The sequence below is a fragment of the Catellatospora sp. NPDC049609 genome (assembly GCF_040675365.1).
GTDB lineage: Bacteria > Actinomycetota > Actinomycetes > Mycobacteriales > Micromonosporaceae > Catellatospora.
The window spans coordinates 1-14276 of the sequence record NZ_JBFAOU010000193.1; the positions used below are offsets into that span (position 1 = coordinate 1).

At 72.4% G+C, this 14276-nt stretch carries 13 protein-coding genes and 1 pseudogene; 7 read left to right on the forward strand and 7 right to left on the reverse strand.

Annotation, left to right across the window (positions count from 1 at the left end; translation table 11 throughout):
* Nucleotides 1–269 (forward strand): annotated as a pseudogene (locus AB0J67_RS33735) (hypothetical protein); the annotation flags it as partial.
* Between the two features lie 92 nt (nucleotides 270–361).
* Here the strand turns inward: AB0J67_RS33735 and AB0J67_RS33740 are convergent.
* Nucleotides 362–1036 (reverse strand): FAD-dependent oxidoreductase, encoded by a 675-nt coding sequence (locus AB0J67_RS33740; RefSeq protein WP_363488537.1) that lies wholly within the window; start codon nucleotides 1034–1036, stop codon nucleotides 362–364.
* 46 nt (nucleotides 1037–1082) lie between these two features.
* Nucleotides 1083–2465, reverse strand: coding sequence for an FAD-binding oxidoreductase (locus AB0J67_RS33745; RefSeq protein WP_363488539.1), 1383 nt, complete (start codon nucleotides 2463–2465; stop codon nucleotides 1083–1085).
* Between the two features lie 211 nt (nucleotides 2466–2676).
* Here AB0J67_RS33745 and AB0J67_RS33750 point away from each other — a divergent pair, with 211 nt between their 5' ends.
* Entirely contained in the window at nucleotides 2677–3591 is a 915-nt protein-coding gene (locus tag AB0J67_RS33750; RefSeq protein ID WP_363488541.1) for a hypothetical protein, read from the forward strand.
* Nucleotides 3592–3612: 21 nt separating this feature from the next.
* Here AB0J67_RS33750 and AB0J67_RS33755 read toward each other — a convergent pair whose 3' ends face one another.
* Nucleotides 3613–3864 carry a hypothetical protein gene (locus tag AB0J67_RS33755; protein WP_363488543.1) on the reverse strand — a complete coding sequence of 84 codons (252 nt, stop codon included), beginning with the start codon at nucleotides 3862–3864 and terminating at the stop codon, nucleotides 3613–3615.
* Nucleotides 3865–3953: 89 nt separating this feature from the next.
* Nucleotides 3954–4616: a DUF1345 domain-containing protein gene (locus tag AB0J67_RS33760; RefSeq protein ID WP_363488545.1), complete on the reverse strand. Its 663-nt coding sequence runs from the start codon at nucleotides 4614–4616 to the stop codon at nucleotides 3954–3956.
* Between the two features lie 192 nt (nucleotides 4617–4808).
* Between AB0J67_RS33760 and AB0J67_RS33765 the strand changes: the two genes are divergently transcribed.
* On the forward strand, nucleotides 4809–5108 hold the full coding sequence (locus AB0J67_RS33765) for an antibiotic biosynthesis monooxygenase (RefSeq protein WP_363488547.1): 300 nt from the start codon (nucleotides 4809–4811) through the stop codon (nucleotides 5106–5108).
* A gap of 79 nt (nucleotides 5109–5187) precedes the next feature.
* On the opposite strand, the gene AB0J67_RS33770 is transcribed toward AB0J67_RS33765, so the two are convergent.
* Entirely contained in the window at nucleotides 5188–6942 is a 1755-nt protein-coding gene (locus AB0J67_RS33770) for a family 43 glycosylhydrolase (protein WP_363488549.1), read from the reverse strand.
* Nucleotides 6943–7192: 250 nt separating this feature from the next.
* On the opposite strand from AB0J67_RS33770, the gene AB0J67_RS33775 reads away from it, so the two are divergent.
* From AB0J67_RS33775 to AB0J67_RS33785, 3 genes are all read left to right on the forward strand, one after another.
* The gene (locus AB0J67_RS33775) at nucleotides 7193–9103 is read left to right on the forward strand and encodes a diguanylate cyclase (protein ID WP_363488551.1); all 1911 of its coding nucleotides are present in this window, start codon (nucleotides 7193–7195) and stop codon (nucleotides 9101–9103) included.
* A 55-nt stretch (nucleotides 9104–9158) separates the two neighbouring features.
* On the forward strand, nucleotides 9159–9491 hold the full coding sequence (locus AB0J67_RS33780) for an STAS domain-containing protein (protein WP_363488553.1): 333 nt from the start codon (nucleotides 9159–9161) through the stop codon (nucleotides 9489–9491).
* Between the two features lie 85 nt (nucleotides 9492–9576).
* Nucleotides 9577–9951 carry a DUF488 family protein gene (locus AB0J67_RS33785; RefSeq protein ID WP_363488555.1) on the forward strand — a complete coding sequence of 125 codons (375 nt, stop codon included), beginning with the start codon at nucleotides 9577–9579 and terminating at the stop codon, nucleotides 9949–9951.
* Between the two features lie 66 nt (nucleotides 9952–10017).
* On the opposite strand, the gene AB0J67_RS33790 is transcribed toward AB0J67_RS33785, so the two are convergent.
* Nucleotides 10018–10845: a carbohydrate-binding protein gene (locus tag AB0J67_RS33790; RefSeq protein WP_363488557.1), complete on the reverse strand. Its 828-nt coding sequence runs from the start codon at nucleotides 10843–10845 to the stop codon at nucleotides 10018–10020.
* Nucleotides 10842–11795, reverse strand: coding sequence for a helix-turn-helix domain-containing protein (locus tag AB0J67_RS33795; protein WP_363488559.1), 954 nt, complete (start codon nucleotides 11793–11795; stop codon nucleotides 10842–10844). Before AB0J67_RS33795 ends, AB0J67_RS33790 begins: the two co-directional genes overlap by 4 nt.
* Before the next feature lie 171 nt (nucleotides 11796–11966).
* Here AB0J67_RS33795 and AB0J67_RS33800 point away from each other — a divergent pair, with 171 nt between their 5' ends.
* Complete coding sequence (locus tag AB0J67_RS33800) at nucleotides 11967–14168, forward strand: hypothetical protein (RefSeq protein ID WP_363488560.1); 2202 nt, start codon at nucleotides 11967–11969, stop codon at nucleotides 14166–14168.
* The last annotated feature ends 108 nt before the right edge of the window (nucleotides 14169–14276 follow it).

The window sequence follows — 14276 nt, forward strand, 5'->3', positions numbered from 1 at the left end:
TGCGCAAGGAGCTGGCCGCCAAGCGCGACCCGCAGGTCCCCGACGCGCCCACCCACGCTAGCCGGGTCAAGGCCAAGTACGGCGACCGCGTGCCGACCCGCACCGTGGTGGCCGCCGACGCCGGCGCCAGCTGCATGCCCAGCAGCCGCCGGCCGGCGGTGTCGTTCTCCTGCACCCACACGTCGATGTCGGGCTCGTCGGCCCGGTCGGTGTCCGGCTCGGTGTCGGTGCACACCAGCATCAGGTACTTCATCGTGTCCGCTCCTTGATCGTTGCGTGCTCACCATGGTGACGAACGGCCGACCCGGTTCCGGACAGCAGGGCGCGAGAAGTTTCCGGACCATCCCGCACCGCGCGGGAGTCAGGCCGGGGTGGCGTGGCCGGACAGCCCCTTGAAGGTGTCGGTCTGGATCGCGGCGGCGGGCACGCCGGTGTCGCGCAGCTGCGCGACCACGCCGTCGACGAAGGCGTCGGAGCCCGCGACCATGTACTGCGGGGCGGGTTCCAGGTCGGTGAGGCCGAGCAGGGTGTCGGCGAGCCCGGCCCGGTCGATCCGGTGGTACGCGATCGGCAGGGCCGCGAACTCGGCGCCGTAGAGGTAGTCGCCGCGCGCGGCATGCACCAGCACGACCGGCGTCTGCGGCCGGTGCCGCTGCAGGTGGCGCAGGATCGACCGGAACGGGGTGACCCCGATGCCGCCGCCGATCAGGACCAGCGGCCGGGCCGGGTCCTCGGGCAGCTCCAGGTGCCCGCCGATGCCGAACACGAGCAGCGGCGCACCCGGCTGCAAGGCCCGGAAGTGCCGCTGGAACGGCGAGCCGGAGCCGTGGTCCAGGGTGAACCACACCTCGTCGTCGCCCGGCGCGGACGCGAACGAGATCTCCCGCACCGGCTTGGTGAACCGGCGCAGCAGCTGCGGGAAGAACAGGTGACCGTACTGCCCCGGCGCGAACTCCAGCGGCCGCTGCGCGCGGAACCGGTAGGTGTGCACGTCGCCGTACTCGTGGGCGCTGCCGATCAGGTGCAGCCGGGCCATGAGCCGTCCTCTCGCCCGCCCGGGGCGGGCGGCTCGCCCGTGCGGGCTACTGCTGCGGCGCCGGCAGGACGTTCTGGTTGTAGTGGAACAGGTTGCCGGGATCGTACCGCCGCTTGATCTCCGCCAGGGTGTCGTACGAGGCGCCGAAGTTGTCGCGGACGCGCCGCTGGTCGTCGTCGGAGGCGAAGTTGGTGTAGCCGCCCTGTTCGGAGTGGGGCGCCAGGGCCGCGTAGTAGTCGCGCACCCACTGGATGTGCTGCGCGTTGTCGGCCGGGTCTGGCCACATGCCCGCGATGACGCAGGCGAAGTTCGCGTCGCGGTGGCCGAATGCGGTCGCGTCCGGCGCGACGTCGTGGCACGCGCCGTTGATGGGGTAGAGGTGCATGGTCGAGTTCACCACCGGCACGCGCGGGCCGTACTCCAGGTGCGCGTCGATCGCGTCGTCGGTGAGGTCCTTGACGTACACGGCCTTCCAGTAGTGCTGCAGCCCGCGCGGCACCAGCCCGTCGAAGGCGGAGTTGAGCGCCGCGTACGGCATCGGCCCGACGTGCTGGGCGACCGGCGCGGCGACCTCCCGGAAGCGCTCCAGCAGCCGCTCGCCCTTGCCCATGTCGCCGGGCCAGCAGGACACCAGCGCCAGGAACGGCTCGCCCACCCGGTCCTCGGGCACGAACGGCAGCGGCGGCGCGATCTGCCAGGCGGGGAACCCGCCGTACTCGCGTGGCGCGTCGGCGATGAACTCGCGGAAGAAGCGCAGGATCTTCTCGGCGTCGTCGACCTCGAAGAACATCGGGCCGCCGAAGATGTCGCCGACCGGGTGCACCCGGAACTCGAACTCGGTGACCACACCGAAGTTGCCGCCGCCGCCGCGCAGCGCCCAGAACAGGTCGGCGTGCTCGGTCTCGTCGGCGGTCACCAGGGTGCCGTCGGCCAGCACCACCTGGGCGGAGATCAGGTTGTCGCAGGACAGGCCGTAGCGCCGGGCCAGGTAGCCGATGCCGCCGCCGAGGGTCAGGCCGCCGACGCCGGTGGTGGAGATGATGCCGCCGGTCGTGGCCAGGCCGTGCGGCGCGCCGGCCTCGTTGAACATGCCCCAGGTCGCGCCGCCGCCGACCCGCGCGGTCGAGGTCGCCGGGTCGATCACGATGTGGTTCAGCGCGGACAGGTCGGCCACGATCGCGCCGTCGGCGGTGCCGAAGCCCGGGACACTGTGCCCGCCGCCGCGGATCGCCAGGTCGGCGCCCTGCTCGGCGGCGAACCGGACGACGGTGCGGACGTCGTCGGTGTTCGCGCAGCGGACGACCGCGGACGGCCGGCGGTCGATCATGAAGTTGTAGACACGGCGCGCTTCGTCGTAGTCGTCGTGTCCCTCGGCCACCACGAGTCCGGTGACCCGCTCGCGCAGGGATGTCACGGCAGCCGAGGTCATGGCGCACTCCTCGCGTTCGAAGGCGGACCGACCCCTCCATGCTAGGAGCCCGTAAGGGGCGATGTACTGGATACCGGACTAAAACGGTCTGGTCCTACCTGATCGGGCGGTGGCGCCGCCGCGCCCGGCCTGCGTGGCCGCTCGGCGATCATGCCCCCTGGCCTGCCCGGGCAAGGCAGGATCGGGGTCAGAGGCCGACTGTGGAGTGTGTATGCCGACGTTGCTGCCGTCCTGGCGCCCGGGTGCCGCCCGGGACGCGATCCTGGGCTTCCTGGCCGAGGCCGAGCGGCTTCCGGAGCGGCGGCGGGTGGCGGTGCTCGACCATGACGGGACGATGTGCTGCGAGCGCCCGGTGCAGATGCAGTTCGCGTTCTTCCTGCACGAGATGCGCACCCGGATGGCCGCGGAACCGGCGCTGGCCGAGCGGGCGGACTACCGGCTGCTGATGGAGGGCGACCCGGCCGCGTTGAGCGACTTCGGGTTGCGCCGGATCGCGCTGGTGCTCAACGACCTCGTCGCGGGGCTGACGCCCGAGGAGTTCACCGAGCGGGTGCTGGCCTTCATGGACACCGCGGCGCATCCGGTCTGGGGCGTGCCCTTCGGCGATCTGGTGTACCAGCCGATGCGGGAGCTCGTCGAGGCCCTGCGCGCGCACGGCTTCGCCGTGTTCCTGTCGACGCTGTCGGGCATCGAGTTCCTGCGCGCCATCAGCCCGGGACTCTACGGCGTGCCGCCCGAAGGGGTGGTCGGCGCGCAGGCGGCGTACCGCTACGACGATCGCGGCGGGCGTCCGGCGCTGGTGCGGATCAGCGAGACGATGCCCGAGCTGAACGAGGGTCCGACCCAGGTGCTGAACCTGCAGCGCCAGCTCGGCCGGCGGCCGGTCTTCGTCGCGGCCAACTCCCCGGGCGACCGGGCCATGATCGAGTACGCGCTGGCGGGGGACGGGCCGGCGATGGCGCTGGTGATCGACCACGACGACGACGTCCGCGAGTACGCGTACGTGCCGCAGGCGATGACGTTCTCCGAGCCCGAGCCGGTCGTGGACGCGGCCCGGCGGCTCGGCTGGACGGTGGCGAGCATGCGGGACGACTGGGCGACGGTCTTCGCGCCCGGCGTGCGGTGACCGGCCGCGTGCGGGCCGCGCTCAGGCGGAGGCGCTGCCGCGCTCGCCCGGCTCGCCCGAGCGGTCGCGCCGCGTCCGGCGCCTTGAGTTGATCTTCTCTTGCAGGTGGGTGACCTGTCCGGCCAGGCGCGTCAGCTCGGCGACGAGCCCGGCCGCCCGCTCGCGCAGCCTGGCTATCTCCTCCCGGGTCGGTGCCGGGTCGGCTCCGGCGGGGTGCTCCGCGGCATCCGAGGGTGATCGCTCGTGTGGTCGTACTACGTCCGTCCTGTCCATATGTTCTCCTCCCGTGCGGCGCGTCGTCTGCCCGCAATCGCACGCGGCGAAACGTCCTGTGACCCAGTTCACACGAAGGGGCGGGTCCGTCACCGCACGAGGCCCGCGATGACGTTGATGGCTCCGGCCACGATGACCACGCCGAACAGGTACGACAGCAGCGCGTGCACGATGACCGTGCGCCGGACGCGCGGGTCGCGCACGGTCGTGTCGGAGACCTGGTACGTCATCCCGATGGTGAACGCGACGTACGCGAAGTCCAGGTAGGTGGGCTGGTCGGCGCCGGACTCGCTGAAGTCGATGCCGCGGCCCGGCGGCGCGTACTGCAGGTCGGCGTAGCGCAGCAGGAAGACCGTGTTGACCACGGTCCAGGACAGCAGGATCGTGATCACCGCGGTCGCCACCATCGCCGCCTTCTGCCACCCCTGCTGATGGGCGGCGGTGGGCAGGGTCGCCGCCACGGCCAGGATGCTGCCGAGGCTTGCGGCGACGAGCAGCAGCGCGGCGGCGCTGCGGGTGTTGTCGTCGCGCGCGGCGAGCCGCCGCGTCGACTCCTGGTCGGCGGTGAGCACGAACGGCCACACCGTGGCCAGGAAGGTGAGCGCCGTCGCGTCCCAGCCGCCGACCAGCGCGAGCCGCCAGGGGACGAACGCCAGCAGCCCCCCGCCTGCGGCCAGTCCCACACACACCGCGAGGGCGGCGCGGCGCAGCGCCGGGGCGTGCCGGCCCAGCAGCCGGTGATACACCGTCATATGCCGATGACTCTAGCCGCGCGGCCCGGCGGATGGCCGCGATCGGCGATCGGCGCCGGGCGACACGTCATACGCTGCGTGAGGGCAGTGCCCCGTGGGCCGGTCCGGACCGCGTCGCGTCGTCGCGCCGCGCGCCTCGGCTGGTGAGTCCCGCTCGTGCCGGTTCGCCACCGGCGGAGGGAGTGCGCAGCGATGCTGACGTTGGGATTTCTCGTCGAGATGGAGGCCAAGCCCGGTCGCGAGGACGAGGTGGCCGCGTTCCTCAAGGAGGCCAAGGCGCTGGTCGACGCCGAGCCCGGGACGGTGACCTGGTTCGCGTGCCAGATCGGGCCGACCTCATTCCGGATCTTCGACACCTTCGCCGACGAGGACGATCGGCAGTTCCACCTCGCCGGCAAGGTGCGGCAGGGCCTGGACGCGCGCGCGGACCTCTTCGCGACCCCGCCGCGGATCAATCCGATCGACCTGCTGACCTACAAGATGCCCGCCTGACGGCGGGTTCCGCGTCCATCCGGTCCGGACCTGGCGACGGCCTGCCGCCACCGGTGAGGGTGGCGGCAGGCCGCACCGGTCAGGAGGCCGGTTCGCCGGAGGGGGCGGTCAGGGTGACGCCGGTCGCCACCGGGGTGCCGAAGTTGGGCGTGCCGTCGGCGTTCCAGGTGAACTTCTGCGCGCGGGTGGAGCGGTTCATGTCGCAGCCGCCCGACGCCGAGCTGTTGGCGTGGTAGACGATCCAGTCCTCGGTGCCGTCGGGCGACTTGAAGAAGCCGTTGTGGCCGGGGCCGTAGACGCCATTGGTGTTGGAGCGCTGGAACACCGGGTTGGGCGACTTCGTCCACGACGACGACAGCAGCGGGTCGCCGGTGCCGTTGTACGTGATCATGCCCAGCTTGTAGTCCGGCGTGGAGCAGTGGCTGGCCGAGTAGATGATGAAGGTCCTGCCGTTGCGCTGGATCACCTCACCGCCCTCGGCGACTGCCCCGCCGACCGTCTCCCAGCTGTAGGTCGGGGTGACCAGGGTGCGGCGGGTGCCGCTGGCCGTCCACGGGTTGCTCAGCGGGCGGATGAACAGCGGCTGCGAGCCGTTGTAGAACGTGCCCAGCAGGTACAGGTTGCCGTTGAGCTGCAGGATGCTCGGGTCCAGCTCCCAGGTGTTGTTCGCGGTCGGGTCGAGCATCGAGGCCTTGAACGTGTACGGGCCCATGGGGTCCGTCCCGGCGCTCTCCAGCACGTGGATGCGCTGCGTACCGAGGTTGTACGGCTCCTGCCCGGCGGTGTAGTAGAAGTACCACCGCAGCCCGTTGGGGCCGTTGAGCAGGAAGAACTCCGGCGCCCACATGGTGCCCGCGCCGTTGGGGTTGGTCAGGTTGAAGATCACCTGGTCGGTCGCGGTGGACAGGCCGCGCAGCGTGGTGGCCCGGCGCATGGTGATGGTGCGGTTCCACGTGGTCGTGGCGAGGTAGTAGTACCCGTTGTAATAGGTCAGCCACGGGTCCGGGCCCTGTGCCTTGAGCGGGTTGGTGAACGTGTTCGCCGACCCGGTGGTGACGGTCCAGGTGAAGGTGGCGCTGCCGCTGACGCCGTTGCTGGTCGCCGTGGCGGTGACCGTGTACGTCGCGGCCGTCGTCGGCGTGCCGCTGATGACGCCGGTCGAGGCGTTGATGCCCAGCCCGGCCGGTAGCCCGGTCGCCGACCAGGTGTAGGCGCCGGTGCCGCCGGACGCCTGCAGGGCCAGGCTGGTAGCGGTGTTGCGCACGGTGGAGCGGTTGCCCGGGTTGGTCACGGTGACCGTGGTGCTGTCGCTGACGTACCCGGCCAGCCGCCAGACGCGGCTGGTCGCGGTGCTGCAGGGCAGCTGGACCAGGCCCGTGTTGGCTGCTGACGACCCACCTGCGGGCACCACGCACTTGCCGGAGCCGACCGAGACGACGTTGAAGGTCTTGTCGCTGCCGACCGGGACCAGCCGCCAGCGCTGGTTCGGGTTGCTGTGGCAGGGCCACTGGATGATCGTGGCGTTGTCGGCCGTGGAGGCGCCGTTGACGTCGACGCACTTGCCCGACGCTGGCATCGCGATGGTGTAGGTGTCGGTGGTGCCCGACACCGGGTTGAAGGTGAACTGCTGGTAGTTGGCGCCGTTGCAGCCCTGCTGGGTCAGCTGCACGGCATTGGTGGTGTTGCCGCCCGGCAGCGCGGCGCAGTTGGCGCCGTTGGAGTTCACGGCGGTCGTGGTGAACGTGACGATGGCCGCCGCGGGCTGCGGCACCAGCAGCACGCCGGCGGCGACCAGCGGCACGGCGAGCAGGGCGAGGCGAGGGGAGCGTCTCACGATGGGGAGTCCTTCGGTGGGATAGGCGGCAGTGTCGATCGACCCTGGGTGCCAAGGCGCCGTCTCGTGTCCCGCCCGGCAGCATCGCCGGGGGAAGCGACGGCGCGCCTACCCGTCACCTTCAGTGGTACGGCGAGTATCGCGCAGATCGATACCGTTCGACAAGTCCGGGGACGGGCACTCCCGCTCGGCCCGGCCATGTCTGCGATGATCCGATGCCCGCCGGGCCCCGCCGCGTACCGTGTAAGAGGTGAAGCAGGGGGGTCGCCGACCCGATCCGGTGCTCACCGTCCTCGTCGCGGTCGCCCTGGTGGGGCTGGCCGCGATCCTGCTCCCGGCCGTGCCCGCAGCGGTGATCGACGTCGCCGAGCCGGTGGTCTGGCTGGCCTTCGCCGGCCTGTGCCTGCGCGTCGCGCGCCGGGACGGGGTCGCCCGGACGGCGCGGGTGGTCTGGCGCGGCCTGGCCCTGAGCGGCCTGCTGTTCACCGTCGCGGGCCTGCTGCGGCTCGGCGGCGGGCCCGGGGCGCCACCGCCGGCGGACCTGGCGGTCGGGGCGACCGGGGTGACCGCGGTCGGGGTGGCCGTCGCCGGCTGGGTGATGATCGGCTACCCACTCAAGGTGACCGGCCCGGCCCGCACCCGGCTCCGGCTCGACGTGGCCACGGTGATGGCCGCGTTCGCCCTGCTGGCCTGGTATCTGTGCCTGCCCGGCGGCGCCGTGCCGGAGAGCACCGCGCAGCTGGCGGTCAACGTGCTGGCCTGCGTGCTGGTGCTCACCGCCGTGTGCGGCGCGGTCAAGCTGGTGCTGAGCGGGTCGGCGCCGTTCACGATGGTGGCGGGCCTGCTGCTCGGTACGGCGGTGGTGATCGGCGCCTGGTCGCTGTTCAACATGCTCAGCGTGGCGCCGGGTGAGGAGCTGCTGATCGAGAGCGGCCAGTTCACGTGCGCCATCCTGCTGTGCGTCGCCGCGCGGGTGCAGTACCTGCAGATGCGGACCCGGCCCAGCGGCGTGACCGTCCGCGCGCGCCCGGCGTACAGCCGCATGCCCTACATCGCCATGGTCGTCACCCAGGTGCTGCTCGTCGTCGACCTGGCGGTCGAGGGGCTCACCATGCGTGGCTGGGGTGTGCTGCTGGGGGCGGTGCTCGTCTCGGTGCTGGTGATGCTGCGGCAGAACCTCGCGTTCACCGACAACGCCGCGCTGCTGCGCCGGCTCAAGGACAGCCTGCGGGACCTGCGGCGGCACGAGGAGCGGTTCCGCTCGCTGGTGCAGCACGCCTCGGACCTGACGCTGCTGGTGGACGCCGAGGGCACGGTGCGCTACGCCAGCCCCGCCCTGCGCGACCTGCTCGGCGTGGACCCGCAGGAGGCGGTCGGCCGGCCGGTGGACGAGGTGCTGCGACCGGAGGACATGCCGGCCGCGCGCCGCCTGTTCGAGGAGGTGACCGCGAACCGGGGGACCGACGTGCGGCAGCCGCTGCGGGTGCGCCACGCCGACGGCGACGCCCGCTGGCTGGAGGCCCTGGCCACGAACCGCCTGGATGATCCCAGTGTGGGCGGCATCATCATCAACGTCCGGGACATGACCGAGGCCAGGGTGCTGCAGGACCGGCTGCGCCACCAGGCCACGCACGACCCGCTCACCGGGCTGCCCAACCGCGTCCTGCTCAACGAGCAGGCCCAGCGGCTGCGGCACGAGCCCCGGCTGCCGGGGCGGTACGAGGCCGTGCTCATGCTGGATCTGGACGACTTCAAGGCGGTCAACGACGCGCTGGGCCACCAGGCCGGCGACCGGCTGCTCACCACCGTCGCCGACCGGCTGCGCGGCAGCGTGCGGCCGACCGACGTGGTGGCCCGCCTCGGCGGCGACGAGTTCGTGGTGCTGCTGGGGCAGACGACGAAGGAGGGCGCCGTCGCGACGGCGCGGCGCATCCTCGACGCGCTGGCCGAGCCGGTGCTGCTCGACGGCCACCAGGTGCCGGCCGGGGCCAGCATCGGTGTGGCGATCGGCTGCGAGGAGGACTTCGACGCCCTCATGCGCGAGGCCGACGTGGCCATGTACCAGGCGAAGCGTGATCCGTCCGGCTCCCGGGTGCAGGTCGTGGACCACACGGCCCACGGCCGGGCGTTCCCGGCGGCCCGCGCGGCCGGGGTGACCTGATCGCGCATAGCCCCCGGCCTGGCGGGGTAAGCCAGGCCAGGGGTGTTGAGCTGCCATGCGAGTGACGCACACGGTGACCGTCCGGGGCGACGCGTGCGTCGTCCGCATCTTCGGTGACATCGACATGGCGTCCTCGGACGCCCTGGACACGTGGCTGCGGGCGGCGGTCGACGACACCGGATGCCGCGCCGTCGAGGTCGATCTGTCGCAGACCGCCTTCCTGGACTCGATGGGCATCCGCGGCCTCGTCCGCGCCCAGCAGTACGCCACCGGGCGCGGCGTGGCCATGCGCTGCGTCAACGTGCAGCCGTGGGTGCGGCGCGTGTTCGAGATCGCCGGCGTCGCGGGCTATCTCGGCCTGGGCGAGGCCGACGCCGGCGGGCGCTGAACTACGGCGGTGGTCAGGGCCGCCCGGTCCGACCAGCCCTGGCGTGTCATGGCGGCGCGCAGGGCGCCTGCCGGATGATGGGAGAATGCCTCAGCGTGCCGCGGCGTCGCCGAACCTGCGGATGCGGCGGGTGTACGACGAACCGTCGCCCGACGACGGCCGCCGGGTGCTCGTGGACCGGCTCTGGCCGCGCGGCCTGGCCAAGGAGCAGGCGAAGGTCGACGACTGGCCCAAGGACCTCACTCCCTCGAGCGAGCTGCGCCGGTGGTATCACGAGGCGCCCGACGAGCGGCACGCGGAGTTCGTCACGCGCTACGAGGCCGAGCTCGCGGCACCGGCCGCCCAGCAGGCACTGCACGGCCTGCGCGCGGCGGTCCGCCAGGGGCCGGTCACCCTGCTCACCGCGGTGAAGGAGATCCCGCACAGCCACGTCGAGGTGCTCGCCCGGCATCTGCGGTGACCTCGGGCAGCGCAGGTGCGTCGCGGGCGCCCGGAGCGGCGGGCACCCGCGACGCGGCCGTCCCGGTCAGCGGCGCCGCCACAGGGCCGGGGTGTTCGGCGGCTCCCATCCCGGCAGCGAGGTGTGCGCGATCTGGCAGGCGTACCCGGCCCCGCCGTAGGTGACCTGCGCGCCGGCGGCGTACGACACGTAGGGCTGCCAGGTGCCGCCGCCACCGGGCGGGGTCGGGCTCGGCGACGCCGTCGGAGTCGGGGAGGGCGAGGGCGGCGTGCCCGGCACGTTCAGCACGAAGTCGAACGTGGCCTGCCGGGCCGAGCCGACCTGCTGGACGTTCATCAGCAGGGCCGGGTCGTACAGGGCGTCGGTGCTGTTGCGCGGTTCGTTCGGGAAGTACAGCTGCGTGGTCAGGATCGGGCGGCCGGGCGCCTGCACCTTGACGTGGAGGTGCCGGGTCCGGCCCGGATAGAGCCCGGGGACGATCGTCGACAGGGTGAACCGTCCCTGCGCGTCGGTGAACTGGTGGCCGCGGAACCGGTTGCCCACGTTGTCGTACGCCCCGGCGCTGTCGGCCTGCCAGAAGTCCAGCAGCGCGCCCGCGATCGGCTGGCAGGCCAGCCCGACCACGTAGCCGGTGACGGTCAGCCGGGTGCCCGCGCCGTCGAGCATCGCGGTCCGCAGCGGCGAGCCCGGCTTGAAGTACGGGCCCTCCATCTGCGGCGGGGTGAGGTCGTCGTCGTCACAGGACTGCGGGGTGGCCGTCAGCGGCTGCCCGGACGGGGTCCGCGCCAGCGCGGGGACGGCCGCGAACAGCAGCGGCGCCGCCGGCACCGCCATCGCCGCGCGGAGCAGGGTCTTGCGCGTGACACCCGGAGTGCGGGGTTCGTCGCCGGTCATGAGGGATCTCCTTCGTGGGGATGCCGTCGTCGACCGCCACCGTAGCCAGCAGCATCGTCCGAATTCGATGGACATGATCCGGTGATCGTGGTGCTTTCCGCATCCCCGTCGTGCCGCGCGGCCCGGCGGAACGCGCTCGCCGTGAACCCGGTCTGCCGGCGGAAGAACCGGCAGAAGTACGCCGTGTCGGCGAAACCCAGCTCGCGGGCGACCTGGACCACGCTCAACCGGGTGCCCGCGAGCAGGCGCATCGCCTCCACCGCGCACGCCTGCCGGATCAGCTCGCCGGGCGAGCGGCCGGTGGCCTTGCGCACCGCCTCGCCCAGGTAGCCGGGCGAGACGCCCAGCTCGGCCGCGTACGCGCCGACCGCGCGACGGCCGCTGCCGGGTCCGGAGACCAGGTCCGCGAAGCGCGCGGCGAGCTCCGCCCGCTGCCCGCCGACCGGGGCGGGCGCCGCCGGGCCGGTCAGCCGGGCCGCCTTCGCCAGCAGGATGTGCAGGTACGCCTGCAGCACCCCGAGCGAGCCCGCCGCCGGATCGGCGTACTCCCGGCGCATGTGCGCGACGAGGCCGGCGGCCTCGTCGGCGACCGCGCGGTCCAGGGTGACGCAGGGGCGACGCCCCAGCAGGTGCAGCAGTTCCCGCACGCGCGGGCAGCCGGCCAGGAACTCCTCGCCGAACAGGACGAGCCGGCCGTCCAGTCCGGTCGCGTCCTGCCAGTGGTGCGTCCGTCCGGGCAGGACGACCGCCAGCTGCGGCGGCCGCAGCGGGTACGCCGCGAGGTCCACCACGTGCGTGCCGCTGCCCGCGCGGACGAGCGCGATCTCGTAGAAGGTGTGCCGGTGCGGGAACGGCGCGTGCGACAGCGGGCCGAGCGCGTCGAACGTGTCGACGGCGAACGGCACCGGCAGCGACTGCGGCACCGTGAGCCGGTGCAGGGGCAGGGACATCCGTCCAGCCTGGGCCGGACGCCGGCGCGGCGGCAGTTGCCGACCGGGTCCTACCGCCGAGGGCCCGGACGCGCGCCGATAAACATTTAGTAACGATCCAATCACCAACCGTAACCCTGGTGCGTTGATCTATGGGGGAATCGACCCCGATCACCAGACAGGGGGCACAGTTTGTCCAGACGTCTTCTCGCCGCGCACGGCGTGCTGGCGGTCACCAGCGCGCTCGCGGTGGGCGCCGCACCGCAGTGGGCGGCCGCGGCACCGAAACCGTCCGCAGCGGCCATGGCCGCCGTACGCGCCCAAGCCCTGCAGCCCGACCTCAGCATCTTCAAGGAGGACGACCCCGACCCGGTCACCGCGGGCCAGCTGCTGACCTACACCCTCACCGTCTCCAACACCCTCGGCACGGAGCCGGCCGCGTCGCTGACGGTGGTCGACACGCTGCCTGCGGGCCTGGTCGTGGTGGCCACCTACCCGCCGTCGGGCTCCTGCTCGGTGACGACCGACGAGCCCACCGCGGTCTCCACCGTCACCTGTGAGCTGGCGGACCTGCCGGTGGGCCAGTCCTTCCCGGTCGTGATCCAGGCGAGGGTCCCGGCGGACCAGGAGCCGGGCCTGATCGTCAACCGGGCGACCGTCACCCTGAACGGTGACGTGGCGGACCCGAACCTGGCCAACAACACCGTCGAGATCACCACGGCGGTCCAGGCCTCGGCCGACCTGTCGGTCACCAAGCTGTGCAAGCCCGACGAGCCCGCCACCGCGGGCGGCACCGGGTACTGCGACATCATCGTGGACAACCTCGGTCCGTCCGACGCGGCGGACGTCGAGCTGACCGACTACCTGACCGCCGCCGACCCGTTCGACGTCGACTCGGTCGTGGTCGACCCGACCGGCGACGGCATCGCGTGCGCACCGTCGGAGCTCGCCGACGTCGAGACCGCCACCATCGTCTGCACCCTGGGCGACATCGCGGCCGGCGGCCGCAGCCGCGTCCGGGTCACCGTGGACGCCGACGAGGACACCCAGATCAACGACGTGGCCACGGTACGCAGCGCCACCCCCGACCCGGACACCGGCAACAACAAGGCCACCGGCCGGGTCGACTTCGTCGGCTCCGCCGACCTGGTCCTGACCAAGACGGGCCCGGAGACAGCCGTGGCGGGCGGCCCGATCCAGTACGTGCTGACCGTGGACAACGAGGGCCCGTCCACCGCGCGCGCCGTCACCCTGCGTGACACCATCCCGGCGGGGGTCACCGTCGAGTCGGTGACCACCACCCAGGGCACCTGCGCCAACAACCAGCCGCCCGGCCGTGACCTGGTCTGCGGCCTCGGCAACATCGCCCCCGCCGACCCGGTCGTGACGGTCACCATCAACGGCACCCTCGACGCGGACCTGGCGGACGGCACAGTCCTGTCCAACGGCGCCGTGGTGTCCAGCGAGACCGCCACCCCGGACAACAGCGACAACCAGGCGACCGTCTTCACCACGGTCGAGAGCGCGGCGGAGCTGACGGTCACCAAGCTGGACGCGCCGGACCCGGTGCTCGCCGGCAACAACCTGACCTACACCATCACCGCCACCAACGGTGGGCCGTCGGACGCGCAGCTGGTCACGCTCACCGACACCCTGCCGGAGGGCACCACCTTCGTCGCCGACGACAGCGACGACGTCTGCGACGAGACCGCGCCGGGCACCGTGCTCTGCGCCCTGGGCACGGTCGCGGCGGGCGCGTCCGAGTCGGTCACCCTCACCGTCCGGGTCGACCCGTCGGTGGCCGACGGCACGGAGCTGCTCAACACCGTCGTCGTCGCCTCGGAGACGACCGACACCGACCCCGACAACAACACCGCCACCGCGACGACCGTCGTGGACACGTCGGCCGACCTGTGGATCGACAAGACCGCGGTGGCGTTCGCGTACAGCGAGGAGGCCGCGGAGGGCGACAAGAAGGACAAGCGGGAGCAGACCGCGGTCTTCACGCTGACCGTGCACAACGACGAGGGCTGCGAGGGCGACGCCCGGGGCGACCAGCGCAACTGCGGCCTGGGCGGCCCGTCGGACGCCCAGGACGTCGTGGTGACCGACCAGCTGCCGCTCACCGCGCAGAACCTGCAGGTCCTGTTCACCTCGCCGGAGTGCACGTACACGGCGGCGACCCACACGGTCACCTGCAACCTGGAGACCCTGGCCGCCGGCGCGACCGCGCAGTTCGTCATCAAGGCCAAGATCAAGGGCAACGGCGGCGGCGCCGCCACCGAGATCCTGCGGCCGATCTCCAACACGGCGACGGTCAGCAGCTCCACGCCGGACCCGAACCTCGCCAACAACACCAACACCGCGGTGCTCGTCGGCAAGGGCCGCGAGTGACCTGACGGACCGCGGGCGACCTCGCGTCGAGGCCCGCGCGGAACGTCCCCGGGGATACCCGACGCGAGGCGCCGCAAGATCAACGAAAGGCAAGCAATGACAGAACGG

Bases quoted from the DNA above. Each gene is read 5' to 3' on its own strand.
- AB0J67_RS33795 (WP_363488559.1), bottom strand. From the start codon at position 11,795: ATGTCCCTGCCCCTGCACCGGCTCACGGTGCCGCAGTCGCTGCCGGTG.
- AB0J67_RS33780 (WP_363488553.1), top strand. From the start codon at position 9,159: ATGCGAGTGACGCACACGGTGACCGTCCGGGGCGACGCGTGCGTCGTC.
- AB0J67_RS33760 (WP_363488545.1), bottom strand. From the start codon at position 4,616: ATGACGGTGTATCACCGGCTGCTGGGCCGGCACGCCCCGGCGCTGCGC.
- AB0J67_RS33785 (WP_363488555.1), top strand. From the start codon at position 9,577: ATGCCTCAGCGTGCCGCGGCGTCGCCGAACCTGCGGATGCGGCGGGTG.
- AB0J67_RS33790 (WP_363488557.1), bottom strand. From the start codon at position 10,845: ATGACCGGCGACGAACCCCGCACTCCGGGTGTCACGCGCAAGACCCTG.
- AB0J67_RS33765 (WP_363488547.1), top strand. From the start codon at position 4,809: ATGCTGACGTTGGGATTTCTCGTCGAGATGGAGGCCAAGCCCGGTCGC.
- AB0J67_RS33740 (WP_363488537.1), bottom strand. From the start codon at position 1,036: ATGGCCCGGCTGCACCTGATCGGCAGCGCCCACGAGTACGGCGACGTG.
- AB0J67_RS33750 (WP_363488541.1), top strand. From the start codon at position 2,677: ATGCCGACGTTGCTGCCGTCCTGGCGCCCGGGTGCCGCCCGGGACGCG.
- AB0J67_RS33745 (WP_363488539.1), bottom strand. From the start codon at position 2,465: ATGACCTCGGCTGCCGTGACATCCCTGCGCGAGCGGGTCACCGGACTC.
- AB0J67_RS33755 (WP_363488543.1), bottom strand. From the start codon at position 3,864: ATGGACAGGACGGACGTAGTACGACCACACGAGCGATCACCCTCGGAT.